Below are 20,337 nucleotides of genomic sequence, written 5' to 3' on the forward strand. Positions count from 1 at the left end.
GTGAAATTAGATAGCATAGAAGGTTGGCTTAACTTGGATAAAGAAAGTGGAATCTCCTCGTTTGGTGCATTGAAACTTTTAAAGCGTAAGCTTGGTGTAAAGAAGGCGGGTTATGTAGGAACATTAGACCCTATTGCAACTGGAGTTCTGGTTATTGCCCTTGGCAGGACAACAAAGCTCATCCCGCAGTTTGACGATTCTTTCAAAGAATATGAATTCACAATCGAATGGGGTGTGGAAACAGATACACTAGATTCGGAGGGTGCAGTGCTTCGAAGCGGTGGTCTCATACCAAGTATAAGAGCAGTTCTCGAGGTTTTACCCTCATTTCTTGGTGAGCAGTTGCAAGTTCCACCTAAGTTTTCAGCCATCCACGTAAACGGCCGCAGGGCCTATTCACTTGCCCGAGCTGGTATAGAATTTAATATACAGCCCAGAGTGGTTGTTATACACAGTATTGAATGTATGAATCATTCGGCTGGGCAATCAGTTTTGAAAGTATCATGTAGTAAAGGAACTTACGTCAGAGCAATCGCTCGGGACATCGCGCACAAACTGGATTCACTTGCATTTGTAAGTAGAATACGCAGAACAAGATTAGGCATATTCAACGTCACCAGCGGAAATAGGCTTTCAGAAATTACAAAGAAGCACATAGTCCCGCCAGGTGTGCCACTCGCCACACACAAAGGCTAATCACCCTTGCCTCTGTCCCCGCCCATATTAGATACGGATGAGACCTGCTCCACCGACGTGCCCTGAGTGGTCCCACGCATGGCGAGTGCAATTGCAACTGCCATAAAAACAGCCAAGCAGCAAAAAGCACAAAGAAGCAAGACTTTATCAGGACTCATGCACCCTCCCGCCGTCACATCACCATACCACAAAGTGTATGGCTTTTCTACGGTAGAGTCAAGGAATTGAGCTGTCTGTAGAAGTGGTTCTGCTTCTATAATGTGCGCTTTTTCTCACTAAAACGGTGATATTCCTAATTTGCTAGGGGTGGTGCTTTCCGATTTTTTCTTTATTCCTGCAAATACAGTTTTTCCTTTAATAGAGAGGTCTTTGTCGTTAGAGAGGGCACCACTTAGAGACTAGGATAGTTCGAAGATGTCATAGGATAAAATTGTATATGAATGTAGAAAGGTATTATAGTATTACCATTCAGTGCAGTTTCCTTTCTGGTATATCCCTTGGGTAAGATAGCACTTTGGTCGTCTGCCTCAAGGATCTGGCTTGCTTTTTCTATTCCGGTTATGAACTGCTGTTCAGGAAACATAGGGCTAAATTTGCCGTTGTACTGTCTTCTCATGAGTATTAGGGGTTGAAAATGTCAACTGTAGAGTTATGTAAACCAAAGTATTTGTTTCCCATATTGTTTATCACTGCAATTGGGTTGTTATGTCTAATTGCTGTTCTTGCAACAGAGATTGTTTTTATAAGAAGGGTCAAAATGGGGATAGCAAGACTTAACAAGAAGGTTGATGGTTTATGCCACACGGTTGAGAATTTTTGTTCAGATCGTGCAGTTGAGAGTTTTTACAAAAAATTAGACCTGTATCTTACAGCAAATATAAGTGAGCTTCCGGATGAACTTATTAAGCTTCGGTGTGGGGACGATTTACGCCAAACTTCGTGGATACAGAGTGGTAATGATGGATCTACTGTACTTTATGATGTTGCGGGTGCTGCTGAGAAAGCACCTATTTACGGTGGGTACGTGCTTACGAAACAGTTAAAACCTGAAGTATCAGTGTCACTTAAAATAAAATCACCCAAAAATGTTGGACTGCAGGAGTTTAATCATGTGCTTGATGTTGCTGAATGCGGAGAAACAGAGGGCTGTGATGATGCTAAGCAAATATTGGTGGACAGTGGTATCAGTGCGGCTTATAGTGTACGCCGCCATCCTTCAGGTAGCTCCCAAGATACAGGAGTGGATGTATCTGGGATAACAACTTTTGACGCAAGTCTTATGGAGGACTCTGTTCGCAGTGCCGATGATAACGGTAGTGATTTTGAAGAATGTGAGTCTGATAGTCAATGTTTAAAAAAACATGATACTGTGATTGAGTCGGGCGATTGTAACATGAATGTTAACCGATCCTCCCTTACAGCCAGTGAAGGCTATTCCGCCAAGCCTGGTTGTGAGTTGCCAGATCCATACGCTAAGGGTGATGTTTCTTTTCGGAATTCACTGGAAAAGGCTTCAGAGGATTTAATGTCCTCTTTGGATGCTAGTTTAGTGTATGCGTCAGCTATATTATCTTCCTTTGACACGCCACTTCTTTCTTTGAGTGGTGCTAATGATTCGGTGAAATCAAAGACATCTATTTCTACATCTATTACATCACTTAGCGTTACTGGGTCTGGATCGCTTAGTGCAGGCGAGGTACTTTTACCATAAGGAGTTTACTAACGTACATAGTGCAGTGGTTTGCTTCTTTTTTGCTCTATTTGAATCAGGTGTTCCAGTATCAGGAGGGTTGTGCGACGTGTTTTGGCCACTTGGATTAACCATGCTGCATAGGTAGCCATGCTCTTCATTTTGTGTGCTTGGTGCACGTGGTGATGTTCCTAGTTTTGTATACCCTTGTGCTACCTAATGACTTGCTTTCCGGTGGTGGTTCTTTGACAGTCCATATATCTGTTTCTACGAATTGTTGTAGTGCAATAGTGTTTCGATTGCAGGTTTCTTTGCATTTCTCATGTGTATAAAGAGAGAAATCACTAGTACTAATGGAGATGCGCGAATCTACGAATAAATTGGTACATGTTCGGGCAATTAAAGTTTCTTCGTGGTACAAGCATTTGTTATTAAATGTTTGAGTCCTAAAACGTATAAATCCGATCTGAACAGGCACGAAGTAGGCTGATCTCAACTAAGATTGTTTTTTCTTGTCTTGTCTTTCCTTTCTTCCACTCAGAATATCGCAAAACCGTATTTACTGTCTTGGCAAGTTTTTTGCGTTATGCGACTGCTTTTGCTTAGCCACAATTGTGAGTAGCAATCCGGAAAGAAGGTGTAAAACGGTTGAGCTTCTTAATGTACTGGAATCCGTTTAGGTATTTTCGTCCAAACGTGTTGCAGTTTCTTCTATGAGGTCGTTTTAGGGTCTCGAAATAGCGAGCTGATTAACAAATATAAACAAACTTTCCCATTTTTTCATACCGAAAACATGCGAAAGTTTGTTTTTCACCTATGGTAGAATTATCTTTTATTTTATTCTAAAATTAATATTGATTGATGCTTAATAGAGATAATGAAGATTAATGCTGGAAAAGATTTAATAATGAGTTGCGCAGTGCTATCTGTAGTTGCGCTATTATCAATCGTAGCTTGTGCGGTATTGATAAAACTTGCTAAACAAAGGGCTGCCTTAGAAAAAGGTAAAATTGACAAGAAAATACTACAAGATAGAGGAAGTCACCTTGAAGAACGAAGTCTTTCTGACGAACAAGGGGGTGATCCACATTCGCAGCTTGAAGGGGCAGAACTTTCGCAAGATATTCCAGTTCCTGGTCTGAAAAATTGTTTCTTGAGTTCAGATGGAATTTTGGGTCCCGAAGGGGCCGAAACTAAACCCAACTGGCGTGGTAAAGTGGTAATCGTCGACCAATCTGCGAGTGTGTTTAAGAACTACAGTTATGTTAGAGAAGGTGATTCAGGGAAGTTGTATGATGTTCTGAAAATCCATGAAGGTCCGATTAGCGAGAGTATGCGTGAAAAATGTAACGGAGAGGAATTATTGATTAATCCAGAGACTTTTCGTGCTCAATGCTATGAGGCAGGCGTTATACACGTTGGTAATACTCTTCCATCTCGTTTGGGTGTGAGCAGAGTAGCAGATATGAGCCCCGATGTATTGCGTTTGGCGCTTCAGTTGTTTTTTTATTCTACTTTTTCGCGTATATCCTGGGCTTGTTCGTATGAAATGCGAAGTTTTTGTACTAAAGCAACCCTCCTAATACCGATGGTGGAGCTGGAAGGGTTCAATAAAGGTTTGCCGAAGTCTGAGGAGCTGGAGGTTTTTGCCAAAGCGTTTTTTGATGTTTTCAAGCGTGGTGTAGGCGAAACTTCGACCGGAGCTTTGAATGTAAAGAGTGTCAAAATTTGTTGTGGTGATAGAGAGACACAACTTGCTTTAGCTGAAGCAATGGATAAAGTAAGGCAAAAAATGGACCAAGAAGCTGGTAAAACCCCAGATTCACCAGCTCGATAAGATAGCACCTAAGGTAACTATCCAATATCTTGTGTTTTGTGGGAGATGGCGATCCAACTAGCACGGATATAGACCGTAATAAACGGCTGGGTGTCAGTCTAGCATCTAAGTATATGAAGGCATAGTACTTCTATATTGGGCGTAAGAGTGTGAGTCGCGAGTTCGGAGGTACGAAAATGACCGTACCTCTGGATTTTGTGTCTAAAAATACAATTCAATTTTAACCTCTGTGTCAGAGGTCTTTCTAAATATGGGGGCTGCTAAGTTTCAAGTTCACGGTAGAAAAAGGTTGGTTTTCCTGTCTGTATCTTTGAAATGATGGTTTCATTCCTTAACTAATAGTTTTTAAATTTATTTTTATATTAAGTTATTATAAACTTTAGGTTATGGGTAGTGTTCCCAGTTGCGATTAATTAGAAGAAATCAGTATGGAAACAAATGAAAAAATTTTCATAGCTTTTGGTGTAGTGCTTTTTCTGCTGTTGGTAGCACTGGCAGCTGCGCTTTACAAGTTGTGTAAAATACGTGCTCTCGCGGAGAAAGAGTTACTTGATCAGTCTGTACAGGTGGGGAGAGACCAAGCCGATGAAGCTGTACAGGTCGATCTGTTGCCAAAAGCCCAGTTTCCGCACTTTCAACTTGAAAAGCCGCAACTTGAGTTACGCAATATACCAATTGCTGGTCTAGAAGGTTGTATTTTAGTGCCAGAGGGAATTTTAGGGGTAGAACCTGGAGTAAAAGGACCCAACTGGCAGGGTAATGTGATAGTCGTAGATCCAGGTGGATCTATTTTCCAGACATGTCGCTATACTGGAAGCGGTGCTTCAGGTGCGTTGTACAGTGCTATAGGAGTCTTTGACACCCCGGTTAATCAGAATACAGCAGAGCGTCTTGTTGCTGAGCCCGTAGTTGTTAACCAAAGGATCTTTAGGAATCCGCGTTGGCAGGTACGTGTTGTACACGTTCACTCTCCAGATATGAGCAGGCTTCCTTCTTCCACTGTTTCGCCCGAGCGTGCCCTTAGGGATAGCCTTTACCGACTATTCCTTGAGACGTTTTGCACTCTTCAGCGTGCGGCACTTCCTGGGGACTCTATTATAATGATGCCGCTGGTGGCTTCGGGTATATATTCTGGAAATATCCCGAGCAATATTTATAATCGTGCTTTTGCTAGTGCATTTTGCGCTGCTGCTCGGGCTTTGAGGAGTTCTAATATAGCTGAAGCTTTAGGTGTGCGAGAGGTTAGGATTTGCTGCTACGGTAGGGCTGTACAACTTGCTTTAGCTGAAGAAATGGAGCGACAAGCTTGTACAGGGAAAGAGGGGCCAGCGCGCTAAGATAGTTTCCGATTTATGGTAGTACTGCACCTTTTTCAAGTCTACTTTGTAGATCTTTATAAATTTTTATACACTAGATACTATGAACTTTATCTATAGCAACTAATAGACTGTTTTATTAGTTGCGATTTGTCAGTTGGGCTACTAGTGTGAGAGAGGACATTAAAATAACACTTATAGTTTGTGGAGTTGCGGTACTGCTACTAGGATTAGCAGCCTTACTCTACTGGTTGTGTAAGATGCATGCTGCTCGAAAAGCTGCTTTAGAAGGAGTTCAGGATGAGGAAGAGCTTCCACCGGTAGATGAGTCTCCACTTCCACCACGCGCAGAATCTCCACTTCCACCACGGGCAGAATCTCCACTTTTTCGTCTTGAAGATACAGAACTTGGACCACGAAATATCCCAGTTTCCGGTATGGAAAGCTGTGTCTTGTCTCCAGAGGGGATTTTAAATAGTGAAGGTGAGCCCAACTGGAGTGGTAATGTGATACTTGTTGATTTCACTGAAGGCCCGTTTAGGGAAGGCCGCTACACTGGTGAGGAAGCTTCAAATGCTTTATACAGGGCTCTTGGAATCTTTGGCGACCCGGTCAGTGATGGTGTGAGAGGATATCTTTCCGCGGGGGGTTCGGCTTTTGACAGTGGGATGATTTGTGAAGGCCCTGGTTGGCGAGCGTGTGTTGTGCATCTTGAAAGAGGTGTTTTCTTTGGTAGGATCACTGATGATCCACCTGAGGATGATGTGCAGGAGGCTTGTCTCTGGGCGCTTAGGAGAGTGTGTATGTCTGTTCTGTCTTCTAAGCCAGGAGATTTTGATAGTTTTACTCTTTTAATTCCGTTTCTAGGTCCAGAAATATATCCTGGAAATGTGTCACAATCTGCTGCTATAGGTGCTTTTGCTAATGGGTTTCGGATTGCTTTTTGTGGGCAATTCAGAGCTCTACTATTGAGTAGAGGGATACAAGTAGTGGTTTGTTGTGGTGATAGAGAGACACAACTTGCTTTAGCTGAAGCAATGGATAAAGTAAGGCAAAAAATGGACCAAGAAGCTGGTAAAACCCCAGATTCACCAGCTCGATAAGATAGCACCTAAGGTAACTATCCAATATCTTGTGTTTTGTGGGAAATGGCGATCCAACTAGCACGGATATAGACCGTGGTGTCAGTCCTAGCATCTAAGTATATGAAGGCATAGTGCTTCTATATTGGGTGCAAGAGCGTGAGTCGCGAGTTCGGAGGTATAAGAATGACCGTACCTCTGAACTTTGTCTCTAAAAATACAGTTCAATTTTAACTCCTGTGTCAGAGGTCTTTCTAAATATAGGGGCTGCTAAGTTTCAAGTTCGCAGTAGAAAAAGGTTGGTTTTCCTGTCTGTATCTTTGAAATGATGGTTTCATTCCTTAACTAATAGTTTTTAAATTTATTTTTATATTAAAATCATTATAGATTTTACTTGTTTTTACATATAAATCATGATATATTCTATATTGTTTTGGGAGCTAGGTTCCCGGTTACAATAGAGTAGGGAGGAGTGTATGTTTGGATTTCCAGGTCTTGATCCGGAAAATTCTTTACATGTCGCATATGCGGTATACATGTACATTTTTATGGCGATACTGGGACTAGTGTTTCTCGGTGTAGTTATTTGGATGATTGGAGTTCTGGGACTCGCTATATACACTGCGACTTTACGTACTGGACAGAGGATTGTATCTGCTGTAGAGCAGTCTGTAGATTCATGTATCGCGTGTGTACGGCCCAAAGAAGGAGATGCGCAGGAAGATGTACAGCCCGAAGAAGAAGATTTACCAGAAGGTATGAGTGGTCTTTCTGTATCCCAGGTAGGTTCAAAAGATCTGGCTCTATCATAGTTTCCTACTTTTCTCTAAAGAAATAAGAGTGGAAGATTGAGTACATCATCGAAGCGTGGGCTGGCGATTTTATTCTGGTTCGGATATATTCCCAGATTGCTGATCTGCAGAAGTTTTGCACTTTGGTGCTGAACAAAGTGTATATTTCTGCCCTGACAAAAAGGTAAAGATGCCTTGACAGTGCTGCTCAGGTGAGAGTTGCTTTTCGAGTTTACTAAATAAAGAGAGTTGGGGTTTTAAAATTAGGCTCTTGGATCTTCATAAAATACCTAACAAATTTACTTTTTATATTAAATTATAGTAAACTTGATGTTTCATGGATCATGCTTTCGTTCATTGCCTTAATTAGGAGAAGCTTGTGTGAAGACGAATAAAACAATTTTTGTGGTTTGTGGAGTAGTGATTTTCCTGCTGCTACTAGCATTGGCAGTTACGCTTTACAAGCTATACAAGATGCGTACCGAACGAGATGCAATTCGTGGGCTGTATGAGAGCAGTCAGTTTATGCGTGCGCAAAGAGGAGTTAGTAGATGTGTACAAACCGAACCATTAGCGTCTGGGGAGCCAAAGCGTGTTGGTGTAGATGCACAAATCCAAACCTCAGCACAGTGTGTTGGTGTAGATGTGCAGACCCAAACCTCGGTATGCCGTGTTACTAGAGGTGTGCAAGCTACTGTAGCGGAACCAAGAGTACCTCCATCCTTAGTTCTCGGAGGGGCACAAATTGCTACGCCAGCTGTTCCAATGCCTGGTGTGAGAGGTTGTGTTTTAGCCTCAGAGGGAATTCTATGTGCAGAAGCTGGAGCAGAAGAGCCCGGCTGGCGTGGTAGCATGATAATTCTTCTTCCAGGCAGGAGCATTTTCCGAACGTGTCGCTATGTTGGAGCTGGTTCCTCGGCTCAAGTATACTCGGCTCTCCGTGTATATGGCGCTGTCCTTCCTCCTGGGTTGTCGGCCTGTGTGCGTGCATCGCGTGTGGTAGAGAATCCACGTCGTTTTGCAGGTCCAGGCTGGAGTGCACGTATTGTGCATGCACGTTCTCCAGACATGAAACAACATCGTGATAGCGACACCCCAGCTGAGTCTATTCTGGCTGATTTACTTAGTCAATTATTATATGAGTCGTTCATCAAAGCCAGAAATATGGAAGGTACTGCTGGTGCTACTCTCATACTGCCGGTGGGTTGGGTTGCATGCGCGGACAGTATTGAGGAAGGTGAGTATATACGTGCTTTTGCTTCTGCCATGCTCCGTGCTGCAGAGGCTGTTGGCGGGGATAATTTGGCTGAACTTTTGGGTGTACAGCAGGTTAGAATTTGTTGCAACAATGGTGAGATACAACGTGCTTTAGCTGAAGAAATAGAGCGACAAGCTGCTGCAAGCCTAGGTTCGCCATCTTGCTGAAATAGTTCCCGGACAAGAGTTGTCCGATATCTCATATTTTCATTGAAATAATAAACCAATAGACGGACGTGATATACCAACTTATTGATGTGGCACCTCGGTGGGCGGCATGGTGTTTACGTATTCAGTTAAAAGGCCAGGTGATAAGCATAGACATGTGAATCTCTGTGTCTAGGTTTCGTTCGTTTCAGTGTACGGTTCAGTTACAGTTCTGAATCTTTCTCAATATGAGTGTTATGTTTCAGGTTCGCTGTGTGAGAAAGTAATATGAGTTTTCTTATCTCCCTCTATTCAATGAATGTCTTAGGAAAATTCCTGTAAATCCTTCTGAGTTTATTCGCGTATTGAGCGTTGCAATCGTCATTTATTACATCTTGGAGTTGTGCTTTGATTATTCTATAATCAACATAAATTGGTATAACGCTACAATATGAGATTAAATGTTAAAATAGGTATCATAGCCGGAAGCATAGCACTTTTTACGGTGTTGGTAGTTACACTCTGCATAGTGCTTGGAAAACGTGCTGAGAAAAAAGCTGTTTTGGAAAGAACTCAGGAACAAAAAGGAGAACAGGACAGAAAAACTTACACTCCTATAAACAAGGAGATCAGTGCAAATCAATTCCATATTAATGAGCCAGTAGATAGAGTGAGGCAAGCACAACCACTCCGCTTTCCTATGAACTCTAGGATGAATGCAGGGAGAATTTCAAGCAATTCATCATTGGTTTCATCAGTGCAAACAGACAATGAGAGAGATCGGGGTGTGGATTCTGAACCGGAGCAACCTTTTCCGCCAGCAGTTTCAGTAGCGAACCGATATACACCTTATGCTGCTTATACTGCTAGTGGGGACATTGATGCAAATCGATTCCCTATCAATGAGCCAGTAGATAGAGTGACGCAAGTGCAACCACTTCAGTTCTCTATACGTCCAGAGGTGCATGTGAGGAGAACTCCGACGAATGTGTCATTCGCTACATTAGAGCAAACAGGAAATAGGAGTGATCAGTCGGTAAATGAAGGAGGGCAAAAGCGGGGGAATAAATTTTCTCGTGCCGTAAGAAACGCAGCAAAAAATGCAAGAAAAAGTATATTACATGCTGCGCACGTGGTGGCAAATGTAGAGAGGGGTTTGAGCAATCGGTCAGCACGCGGAAAATTATCCACACTGCCAGGATTACCATCTTCCTCTTTTAGAGGAGAAGAAACTAGTATTAACATTTCAATACCTGGTTTAAAAGGTTGTGTCTTGACTTCAGATGGGCTGTTAGGTGCGGCTAAAGGAACTAAACCAAACTGGAAGGGCGATGTGGTAATCATTGATATGGCTGACGAAATCTTCAAGAAGTACAAGTATGTTGGAAAAGGTGCTTCAAGAGATTTATATATGGCACTTGGAATCTTTAAAACTTCAGTTGATAAGTACGTGAAAGGAGAAATTAATAATGGGCAAGGGATTCTTGATTCGGGGATTTTGAGGTGTGGTGATCACAGTGCACGTGTTGTACATGTTTCTTCTACGGACATAAAAGAGGCCTCTAAAAGGAAAGAGTGCAAACGGGTCTTGACTGGAGCTTTTTTTGAAACCTTTGTTGTGATATTTGATAAATTAAGAGACATGAAAGGTTTGTCTAATGACTCAACCGTTATGATACCGGTGACGCATCTGGAGAAGCGTGCTAAAAGTTTGCTTCAACAGCAGTGTTTTGTTGAAGCATTGTACCTTTCCTCTAAAAGGTTTGGTGATAGCTCTTTGCCTGAAGCTTTAGGCGTTAAAGAGGTTAGGATTTGTTGCGGCGATCTAGAAACACATACTGCTTTAGCTGAGCTGATGAATCAACAAGCTAGTGCGAGTGTAAGGACCACTGGAGCTTAACTAAACAGTGTTAAGTGAGAGTCATCTTATATTTCATGCTTTGGTTAAAACAATGAACCAATGAAATCCATATAGTCCAAGATGCATCAACTCGCTGCTCTAGCACCTTAGTAATAGCAACATAGCTTTTACATACAGGTCGGAAGAGCGCAAAACAAACTTAGACGTGTGAACACTCACACGTCTAATCCATTGTTTGTCATATGTGGCTTAGTTGCGATTTCTACGCTATTGAATCTTTCCGAACAGAAAGTGATTATATTTCAGGTTTACTGTAAGAGAAGGTGGCGTGGGGGTTTTCTACCCTCAAAACAAGTGCCTCAGATTTTTATAAAGCTTTCTAAATTTACTTTTTACATTAAATAGTATAAACTTTATCTAAGGCATTTTGCAGATTGTGCTACTGAGCATCATCAGGTAGGTAGATATGTCCAAAGTGTTTGTTCCGGAAATTGTTGGTATTGTCATTGCTGTTGGAGTATTTCTTGGTTTGCTTATTGGGCTGGGGCAAGCAGCTGATCATGCGTTCTGCGCGGAATTTTTTTCCTCGCTAGAAGAGTCTAGAAAAAAAAGCCGTACTCAGCATGCCGTTCCTTCCTTATCACTGTGGCTTTCGGGTTCCCATCCTGATGTCCAAAGAGCAACCGAGGAGGGTATTTTCTCGCCGGACTAAAAAGCTACATTTGATACCCGTAGAGGGTTTGAACGTCCAGTCTCTGTTATATGGGCAGAGGTTTCTTAATCCAGCTGTAATAATATTCGGGATACATTAGCTCATCAGGATCGTCTAAGTAGTGATCATGTCAGGTACGTTACACGATTGAGGCATGCAAACGTTATTTTCTGTATACGGCTTAGTTAAGAATCTTATATTACCAAATTTTCTTTGGGGCGAGGATCATCTCCTGTACCATGATGGGAATTAGGATGTATTGCCTAATACATTTCTTTAAATAAACATTTAGGAAAACTCCTGTAGAATTCTGAAGTTATTTACTTTATAGCTATAAAAATAATAGTATATGTAGTACTTAACAGACTGTAAGTCTGGTTATCGTTGGTGGTGTGGAATCATTATGGGAACAAATGAGAAAATTTGGATAGCATGTGGCGTAGTAGGTTTCCTGCTGTTGTTAGCATTGGCAGCCGGGCTCTATTGGTTATGTAAGGCACGTGCTAGGCGAGCTGTAGAAAGCACTCTTGAAGATGTAAGAGTCACTGGCTTAGTTCCTGGTATGGAAGGTGTTCTCTTTAGTTCAGATGAACTTTTAGGTCCGGCCGGGGCAACTGAACCAACCTGGGATAGTGACGTAGTAATTCTGGATACAAGTTCAGGTGCACTTGGACGCGAATGTTACTCCGAGGATAACGAATTGTATAGGGTTCTTGGAATTGCTGGTCGTGAGATTGACGAAGATGTGCGGAAAAACGTTGGTAGAAGTTCCTTTGTCTGCGGTCCAAAAGGTTGTACTTCCGCTGGATATAAGTGGTCTCTTGTGCATGTCTGTCCTCCGGGGTTGCATAATCCTAGTGGGTTCACGGACCCACGGGATGAGGTGTATGAAGCTGTAAGTGAAGCAGCGCAGTCCCTCTTTTCTTACAGCCTTCTCAGACATGTTGACGAGATAGTAAATACTAGAGAGGCAGATAGGGGTCTTACCATTTTGATTCAGGTTCCGTTTTCAGAACCGCACGGTGAGGTTGTATCAAAGCATGGGCAAGCCAAGATTTTTGCTGAATGCTTTGCTGTTATTGGTACTCCAGCTGTGCGCGAACGGTTAGGTGCAAGAGTGAAGGTTTGTTGTGGTGATGAAGAAACTCGGGGCATTTGTGCTGAAGCGGTGTTCCGAGTAAATAGAGATGCACAAGCTCGATGAAAGGGTATTGAGGTTAAGAACTACCTAGCGGTTCATGTGTTTTAGCTAAGATAATGAATCTAATAAAATAAATCTGGGCTGTGATGCACTCGCTTGCCAGTGCATCATCGCAGTCCTGAAGGTGTAGGAATTTACACATCGAGTGGGGACCGTAAGTCGCGAATTTAGGTATGGGAGCCTTATCTTCTCAATACGTGATTTAGTTGCGATTTGAGTATTATTAGCCTCTTCTTAACCTAATGCTGTTGGGAGGGTTCACATAGATCTCCCAAATTTATTTACTTTACAGACGCAATAAAATTAACTTAATTATAATAATATATGAGGACCCTCGTGGATTATGGGTTTTATTGCTGTTGATTTGGTAAAACTGTTATGGGAACAAATGAGAAAATTTGGATAGCATGTGGTGTAGTAGCTTTCCTGCTGTTTTTAGGATTGGCAGCCGGGCTCTATTGGTTATGTAAGGTAGCTGCTAGGCAACCTGTAGACGCCGCTCTTGAAGAGGTAAAGATCACTGGCTTAGTTCCTGGTGTGGAAGGTGTTCTCTTTAGTTCAGATGAACTGTTAGGTCCGGCTGGGGCAACTGAACCAACCTGGGATAGTGACGTAGTAATTCTGGATACAAGTTTATCTGTACTCTCTTCAGAAGCCTACCCTTTTGTAGGTGAGCAAGGCCCATTGTATAGGGCTCTTGGAGTTGCTGGCCGTGAGATTAAGCAGAGTGTAAAGCAAAAAATTGCTTCGCAGGGCGTTTCTGTCGGTGCGGAAAGTTTCACTAGCTCTGGAATGAACTGTGTACTTGTGCATGTCTGTCCTAGTGGGTTGCATGATCATGATGTGACCGCTGATCCAGGAACAGCGGTGCGTAACGCTCTCATGGGTGCAGCGCAAGCCTTGTTTTCTGAAGAGATTGTCAGATGCATTGAAGATATGAGAAGGGATTGGACTCCAGCTGGTAGGGAGATCATTGTCTTGGTGCATCTGCCGTTTTCAGGTGTACACAGTGCTGTGATGTCAAGGGAAGAGCAAGCCAGATATTTTGCTAAATGCATGATTGGGATTCCTGTTGTGGATGTGTGCAAACAATTGGGAGTAAAGGTTAAGGTTTGTTGCGGTGGTAAAGAGCTGCAAGCCGTTTGTGCTGAAGCAGCGTACGAAGCAATGGCAGAGTTGCAAGGCGAAGAGGCACAAACTCGGTGAAATGCTTTTTTAATTAATAGCACCCAATGTTTTGGCCAAACAATAAGAGCGAACAAATATGGACGCTGTATTAGCAAGGTACAGCATCCAAGTGGTGGTGGCATAGCATTTACACATTGCCTGAGAAGCGTGAGTCCTAAATTAGGTATGTGAACTTCACCTTTTTGACACATGATTCAGTTGCAATTTGCGTGTTGTTAGAGTCTTCTTGACCTAATACTGTTGGGAAGATTCACATAGATCTCCTAAATTTATTTACTTTTTAAATACAATAAAATTAAATAATTATAATAATACATGAGGACCCTCATGTGGTGATGGGTTTTATTACTGTTGATTTGGTAAAACTGTTATGGGAACAAATGAGAAAATTTGGATAGCATGTGGCGTAGTAGGTTTCCTGCTGTTGTTAGCATTGGCAGCCGGGCTCTATTGGTTATGTAAGGCACGTGCTAGGCGAGCTGTAGACGCCACTCTTGAAGATGTGAAAGTCACCGACTTAGTTCCTGGTGTGGAAGGTGTTCTCTTTAGTTCAGATGAACTTTTAGGTCCGGCTGGGGCAACTGAACCAACCTGGGACAGTGACGTAATAATTCTGGATACAACTTTAGGTGTACCCACTTTTGGAAGATACCCTATTAGAGGTTCTAAAGCCGTGTTTTATAGGGCTCTTGGAATTGCTGGCCGTGTGGTTGGGGAAGATGTAAGGCAAAGAGCTCTTCAATCTGAAGTTGTTGTCAGTTCAGAAGGTTGCACTAGGTCTGGAATGAACTGGGCACTTGCGCATATTTTTTGTAGTCAGTTGTATAGTGCTGCTGTCGACGATAATTCAGAAATAGATCTGCGTAACACTCTCATGAATGTAGCGCAAGCCGTGTTTTCTGAAGGGGTTGCCAAATGTGTTGATGATATGAGAAGGAATAGGAGTCCATCTGGTAGGGGGATCACTGTCTTGGTGCATCTGCCGTTTTCAAGCGCACGCAGTGCTGTGATGTCAAGGGAAGAGCAAGCCGAATATTTTGCTGGATGCTTAGCTGAGGCTGCTATTTCGAATGTGCGCGGACGATTTGGAGCAAAGATTAAGGTTTGTTGTGGTAGTGAAGAGCTGCGCGCCCTTTGTACTGAAACAGTGCGCCGGACAGTGGAAGAGTTGCAAGACCAAAATCTACAAACCTGGTGAAATGCTTTTTTAAGTAATAGCACCCAATGTGTTGGCCAAACAATAAGAGCGAACAAATATGGACGCTGTATTAGCAAGGTAGAGCATCCAAGTGGTGGTGGCATAGCATTTACACATTGCCTGAGAAGCGTGAGTCCTAAACTAGGTGTGTGAACTTCACCTTTTTGACACATGATTCAGTTGCAGTTTGCGTGTTATTAGCCTCTTTTTAATCTGAAAAGTATATGCTGTTCCTGCAATAGAGGACCTGGATGGTTTCTCTGTTTAAGTAGGACTTATGAAGGAGGACAGCATGTTGGGAAGGCGTTTGTGGACCGCTTTGTTACTAGGTACAGCGTTTTCGTTATTCTCCTTACTGCTGTTGTTCGCGTTATGTGTTTGTAATCTTCCATTGTGGCATAGAAAAGAGGCTGTTAAGGTTGCTCTGCCGCGGTCATTTTTTACAGAGGTTAATGCTGGATTATTGAGTGTAAATTATCCCAGAATGGGTGGGTGCTACCTATCTTCGAAGAATCTATTAGGTCGTGACGAGGATGACTTGGGTGCTCCGATATGGGGAGACACAGCAATAGTTGTTGATCCAAATGGAAGAGTTGTTTCACGTAGGATTTATGACGGATCAGGCATTTTCGGGGTAATGTACAAGAGCTTGAAGATCTATGGGCGCAATCCTTTTCGCGGCTATGTAAGTATGAACGCTTTACTACAGAACGGCGCGGCTCTCTCAGCAATTTCATTTTCCAGTTACGCTTCGCAAGTTTTTCTGTTGCATGCCACACCACCACGTATATCTCTCTCCTGTGATCCGAAAGAGTCCTTGCATGCGTGTAAGGCGCTCAAAAAGCAGTTTCTCATGATCCTCAGGTTAGCAGAATTTCATAATAATTCTAGTCCCTTCAAAGCTACGAATATGTACATCCCATTTTTGCACGATGTAGAAAATTTTACTGCTAAGGAGAGAGAACAATATGTAAATTTTTTTGCGAATGCGTTTCATATGGCAGTAATGCAGTTTTTGAATGGAACTGACCGCTCTCTATCCGATGTCCTGAAGATACCTGATATAAGGATTTGTTGCGGAAGTCTCGCTATGCGAGATATGTTGGAATTAGCATTTGACCGTGAATTTAAACGCTATTACTCGTCTGCAGAAGCTGAATTGCAATCTGGTATTGCACGATGATTCGGTGATTAGGAATGTGTTAATAGTGGAGGAATTAGATTTCGGAGATTTGAGCAATGGTTTTATTTTTCGGTTTTGAATTATGGAATGTGTTATATGTCACGACTCCTGCTGGTTATGTTTTTTATAGAATGGGTGACAGCGGGTGCGCATGTGTTTTCCAGGTTGCTCTAAGCAATAGAACAGAAGAAGGTCCTGCACTTAAAAGTGTTTTGGTGGGTATATTTCTAGAGTGGTCGACCATAATGTCATCAGTGTGAGTTAGCTGCATAGTGCTAATTTTTTCTGTTTTGGTGAACCTTTGTAGGTCCAAACCGTTCTCTGCCTGAGCGTAACAGAAGCGCAGTGCTATGAGAATCCCTAGAATAACCATTTATATTAGTCTTAGTCATTTGTTGCTCTTGTGTGAATTTAAAAATGTTATAAAATTTACGTATAGGTGGTAATGTTTCTCTCGTAACCATATTGAAGAATCAGTAAATATAGTCCCAATGTAACCGTTAATTGATTTGAGGGATTAGCGATAGCATTCGTTGCGATAGGGCCTAAACTTTGATTGCTACCGTGGAGCTTTCTTTTCCATTTCGAATGAGCTTGCTGTAGTATAGCCTATGGCAGATATATGCATATTAATTTCCCCGTTGCTCCACAATCAGGTAGGAGTGCTGTTTCCAGTCTTGGGCTTGAGTAGATGTGTATAAAGTTAGCTACGTATACTTTTGCGGATATCTTACTGGAGAGTTCTCTCCTAGCTTATTTCACTGTTTCACGGGACATGTCCTGAGATCTTGATTCTATTTGAGGGTGGGAACGTTAGCACAACGTAGGACATAGCAACCGTTAGGCTATGTAATGATCTTGCGGAAGATAAGATGGATATGTCGAGTTAAAGAAAGATATTTATCTGAGCTAATTGATATGGATTTTGACAAAGTAGGAAAAGCATTTTTACCGTAATGGCTTTTATACTCCTGTTTTTGTTGGCGTGCCTTACTGTACAAGCCCATACGCAGTTGTTGCTCTTGTAAATGCTCCTGCGGGTCATGACGACCACTTGAGGCACCTCATGTGGAAAAAGTGGCTTATCGCACTGTAATACGCACATCTGCCATTGATGAATGTGTTATAAGTCGCAAAGATGTGGAGCATTTTTAGGGAGAAAGTGTTCCAACACCGTATGATGAAGCTCTTGCGCTCTTTGTTATGCCAGATAATGGGTTATTTCAGTGTAACCTGTATAGAAAAAATACACCCAATAGTATCCTATACGAATCTTTAGTGTTATCTGGCCAAGCTGTCTGCAAGGGTGGACCTTCACCTTTTCTTGCCAATATGTTGGCTCATGGTGTTTATTAAGCATTTAAACTCAATGTACATGTCGTACAACTGGTTTTTACCCGGTCGTTGTCACAAAGCTTCTGCTCTGAATCCGGTAAAGATGCAATAGTGTGTGCAATTAAGAAAAGGTTATGTGCTGTTTAAGGAGGTAATGTCTCTTCCTAATAAACCAGAGTCTGCAGGGTTATACCTCGCGCTTATGGGTCCTGGGACACCTCGTCCGAGTTACATAAACTGTTTTGTGGAAGCCTTCTTACAAGTGGTGCAAGAGACTGTACGGAAAAAAGAACAAACCCTCGCTGAAGCTCTAGGTGTGCGTGAAGTGGTCATTTGTCCTGGAAGCCGGGAAAATCGTTTGTAGACAACCAAGGGATTATTAATTCCTGCAAGTAAACAAGTCGAGCACGGTGAATCTGGTAAAAGTATAAATTAATTAATCTATGGTACAAGAGAGAAATGAGATTTTTTATATTACACTACCTTACCTAGTCCATTGGGCTGTCATATGTGATAGAATAAACATGTAAGCGTCCGACCGGGAGGGAAAGTCATACGGTTGCGCGACCTCTTCTCCGATATATTCGTTTTAAACATGTAACGAGGATATTTGAGTAATTTTGGGTTGCGCCGTAAAGGACAACGTTGGATTCTGCTTCTTGATATTCGTTGTTATAGGTTATGTTTCCTCCTGATAAAAATGGCATTCTCGTGCTTGTTTTGGCATCAATGGTTGTTTTGTCCATTGTTGTGTTCTACTTTTCGCACAAGATTGTCTCAAAAGGTCGAAATTTTTGGAAGCGAACTTCCACACCATCAGTGGAAAATCTACCTTCTGTCCCAGGCAATATTGTTGTCCAATCCTTCCAATCAGCTTTTCCTATTTCTCTTCTTGGGAAATTAAGTGGTTGTACGATATCGCAAGAAAAAATTGCAGGTCCTTGCAAGCGAAGTAGAGAACCTTCAAGTGAGAGGAGCATCGTTTTGGAACCACTCTCAAGAGAATGTTCCCAAGAAGAGAAATATGAGTTCGGAGATAATCTTATACGTGTACGGTCGCCTCTTCTTTTTGATGAACAATCTTCCACTATGGTAGATAGTTTTTCGGTGTTTTTCCTGGACGTTTTTACAACTATAGCGGTACAGGGAGCATTCTCTGGTGCAGCGAGTGGAGCAACATTATACATTCCCTTTCCAATGCAACCTCTAGCACCGGGAAGAGTGTCTGATGCCTATGTTGCAGCATTCGTAGAGGGATTTGCTTTGGCTGCTGCGTCATATGCTGGTCCTGCAGGCTTGGTTGATGCTCTTAATTTAAGGGAGATAAAATTTTGCTGCGGAGATAATAATTTGTTTCAGATGCTTGCTCATGCATTTAACAACAGCACAACGATTCAATGTATTGAGGATGTAAAGCGCTGAAATAGCAAATTATTTCATACTTTTTTATAGAATAGTTTACTTTTTTCAGAAAACTGCTAAAATATCACCTGTCGTGTTACATTGTTGTAGCTCTGAGCAATGAAGCCGTGAAAGCAGATGCGTATTCACAATAGTAGTGCTGATGTAGGGGAGCGTTTGTATAGCCCTTTTTGGGAACGTGGCGCCGCTGTGTGCTCTCTCTGCTATATCTCGACGTGTTGGAGAACAGCATAGTGTACTTGAATTCATTTATTAGCATACTGTCTCTCGGTTTTCGGAAATCGTAATTTGCTGGTCGGTTTTCAGAGCTTATTGCATTTAGATTATTTCTTTTGTTTTATGATACCTTACTTTCATGGCTTAGTGCTAGAAGAGGAGTGGGAAAAGACGTTATGTCTGTTTATTTTCATAGGGCTTGTCGTTCTGGCCGCTGCTATCCTGATAACTATTCTTCTGTGTGGATGTTTGAAGGGAGAGAAAAAAGTTGTCTCATCTGAGTCGGATGTACAACTGCAATCGCGGACGGCACCAGGTGATTCTTCGGTTCCGCCTACTGTGGTATATACTCCAGATGTAGCTGTACTTGGTGGTATCAGGTGGAGCACTCTTGCTCAACTGCAGAGGTGCACATTTATTGATCCGGTTGGTAGGGTGTCGTCAGCTGTTGCTAGGCTTGCCGGAGCACCTGTCTCTGTACTAGCAAATCCTGCCCAACTTACTGCTCAGTATCCCTCTACCCTGGAAGGGCTGCTTGGAGAAAATCAATTCAGTCCATGGGATCCGTTTATTCCTCAAGGGGAGAACGTGGCTTTACGGTTATCCCATGCTGTCAGGGAATCTTTGGGACATATTACAACGGAGAGCCAGGGAGAGATTCTAACGTCTGGCGAGAGAGGAACCTTGTGTATAGTGGCTGATCCATCATTCTTCGAGATGGGACCTTCTCGGTTTGGATATTCACCCGTTACTCCTGTTGTGCCATCTGCGTATGTTGCGGCAAATGCGTGGGCCAGAGGGCTCCACGACTGGCTGCATCAACTAAGGCAACCAGGTGCTATTCTAGAGGATGCTAGAGTTCGTGTTTTGGTACCTAGTCCGGGGTTTGAGAGTCATTTTATTGCTATTTGGTGCAACTGTGCTGTTTTCAACAGTCCTGAAATGATGGGTGCGCTGGAGATTCGGTGTGTGCCGGAGCTCTTTGCTGAAGCCGAGCCATCTTATTCTGAAATAGTTCCATTAAGGAATTAGTGCTTATAGGGCACCTATGATGTCTCTGAATTTTCCAGAGGATGAATTAGCTGTTTTTGTGTATGAGAAGTTCCCGTGTGTCTTTTAAATTGCTTGATGTGATTTGTGAGAATGCGTCTTATTCCTATTTTGTGTAGTTTAGGATCTACTTTTTCAGAAGTGTCATAGTTATG

General features: G+C 42.4%; 17 protein-coding genes. 16 read left to right on the forward strand and 1 reads right to left on the reverse strand.

Going from position 1 to position 20,337, the window contains the following annotated elements:
• Positions 1-696, forward strand: a complete 696-nt coding sequence (gene truB, locus NRI_RS00410; protein ID WP_238523012.1) for a tRNA pseudouridine(55) synthase TruB — start codon at positions 1-3, stop codon at positions 694-696.
• Here the strand turns inward: truB and NRI_RS04195 are convergent.
• Positions 693-854 (reverse strand): hypothetical protein, encoded by a 162-nt coding sequence (locus tag NRI_RS04195; protein WP_012779499.1) that lies wholly within the window; start codon positions 852-854, stop codon positions 693-695. The two genes, truB and NRI_RS04195, sit on opposite strands and share 4 nt — an antisense overlap.
• Before the next feature lie 476 nt (positions 855-1,330).
• On the opposite strand from NRI_RS04195, the gene NRI_RS00420 reads away from it, so the two are divergent.
• The 15 genes from NRI_RS00420 (at position 1,331) to NRI_RS00495 (ending at position 20,164) form a co-directional block, all read left to right on the forward strand.
• On the forward strand, positions 1,331-2,407 hold the full coding sequence (locus tag NRI_RS00420; RefSeq protein ID WP_012779483.1) for a hypothetical protein: 1,077 nt from the start codon (positions 1,331-1,333) through the stop codon (positions 2,405-2,407).
• An 856-nt stretch (positions 2,408-3,263) separates the two neighbouring features.
• Positions 3,264-4,223, forward strand: coding sequence for a hypothetical protein (locus NRI_RS00425; RefSeq protein WP_012779502.1), 960 nt, complete (start codon positions 3,264-3,266; stop codon positions 4,221-4,223).
• Between the two features lie 428 nt (positions 4,224-4,651).
• The gene (locus tag NRI_RS00430; protein ID WP_012779485.1) at positions 4,652-5,560 is read left to right on the forward strand and encodes a hypothetical protein; all 909 of its coding nucleotides are present in this window, start codon (positions 4,652-4,654) and stop codon (positions 5,558-5,560) included.
• Between the two features lie 149 nt (positions 5,561-5,709).
• Complete coding sequence (locus NRI_RS00435) at positions 5,710-6,642, forward strand: hypothetical protein (RefSeq protein ID WP_012779503.1); 933 nt, start codon at positions 5,710-5,712, stop codon at positions 6,640-6,642.
• A 455-nt stretch (positions 6,643-7,097) separates the two neighbouring features.
• Positions 7,098-7,433, forward strand: coding sequence for a hypothetical protein (locus NRI_RS00440; protein ID WP_012779486.1), 336 nt, complete (start codon positions 7,098-7,100; stop codon positions 7,431-7,433).
• Positions 7,434-7,793: 360 nt separating this feature from the next.
• The gene (locus NRI_RS04055; protein ID WP_049751164.1) at positions 7,794-8,837 is read left to right on the forward strand and encodes a hypothetical protein; all 1,044 of its coding nucleotides are present in this window, start codon (positions 7,794-7,796) and stop codon (positions 8,835-8,837) included.
• A gap of 430 nt (positions 8,838-9,267) precedes the next feature.
• Complete coding sequence (locus NRI_RS00455) at positions 9,268-10,716, forward strand: hypothetical protein (RefSeq protein ID WP_012779505.1); 1,449 nt, start codon at positions 9,268-9,270, stop codon at positions 10,714-10,716.
• A 427-nt stretch (positions 10,717-11,143) separates the two neighbouring features.
• A complete protein-coding gene (locus tag NRI_RS00460) occupies positions 11,144-11,389 on the forward strand; it encodes a hypothetical protein (protein WP_041351371.1) in 246 nt (81 codons plus the stop codon).
• A gap of 403 nt (positions 11,390-11,792) precedes the next feature.
• Positions 11,793-12,593: a hypothetical protein gene (locus NRI_RS00465; protein WP_015816000.1), complete on the forward strand. Its 801-nt coding sequence runs from the start codon at positions 11,793-11,795 to the stop codon at positions 12,591-12,593.
• 375 nt (positions 12,594-12,968) lie between these two features.
• Positions 12,969-13,796: a hypothetical protein gene (locus NRI_RS00470; RefSeq protein ID WP_015816001.1), complete on the forward strand. Its 828-nt coding sequence runs from the start codon at positions 12,969-12,971 to the stop codon at positions 13,794-13,796.
• Between the two features lie 352 nt (positions 13,797-14,148).
• On the forward strand, positions 14,149-14,976 hold the full coding sequence (locus NRI_RS00475; RefSeq protein WP_015816002.1) for a hypothetical protein: 828 nt from the start codon (positions 14,149-14,151) through the stop codon (positions 14,974-14,976).
• 277 nt (positions 14,977-15,253) lie between these two features.
• A complete protein-coding gene (locus NRI_RS00480) occupies positions 15,254-16,159 on the forward strand; it encodes a hypothetical protein (protein ID WP_015816003.1) in 906 nt (301 codons plus the stop codon).
• Positions 16,160-17,609: 1,450 nt separating this feature from the next.
• Positions 17,610-17,858 (forward strand): hypothetical protein, encoded by a 249-nt coding sequence (locus NRI_RS00485; RefSeq protein ID WP_041351375.1) that lies wholly within the window; start codon positions 17,610-17,612, stop codon positions 17,856-17,858.
• Positions 17,859-18,175: 317 nt separating this feature from the next.
• Entirely contained in the window at positions 18,176-18,916 is a 741-nt protein-coding gene (locus NRI_RS00490) for a hypothetical protein (RefSeq protein ID WP_015816007.1), read from the forward strand.
• 339 nt (positions 18,917-19,255) lie between these two features.
• The gene (locus tag NRI_RS00495; protein ID WP_015816008.1) at positions 19,256-20,164 is read left to right on the forward strand and encodes a hypothetical protein; all 909 of its coding nucleotides are present in this window, start codon (positions 19,256-19,258) and stop codon (positions 20,162-20,164) included.
• Positions 20,165-20,337: the final 173 nt, after the last annotated feature.

Origin of the sequence: Neorickettsia risticii str. Illinois, from assembly GCF_000022525.1 — a bacterium.
In the GTDB taxonomy this organism is placed as follows: domain Bacteria; phylum Pseudomonadota; class Alphaproteobacteria; order Rickettsiales; family Anaplasmataceae; genus Neorickettsia; species Neorickettsia risticii.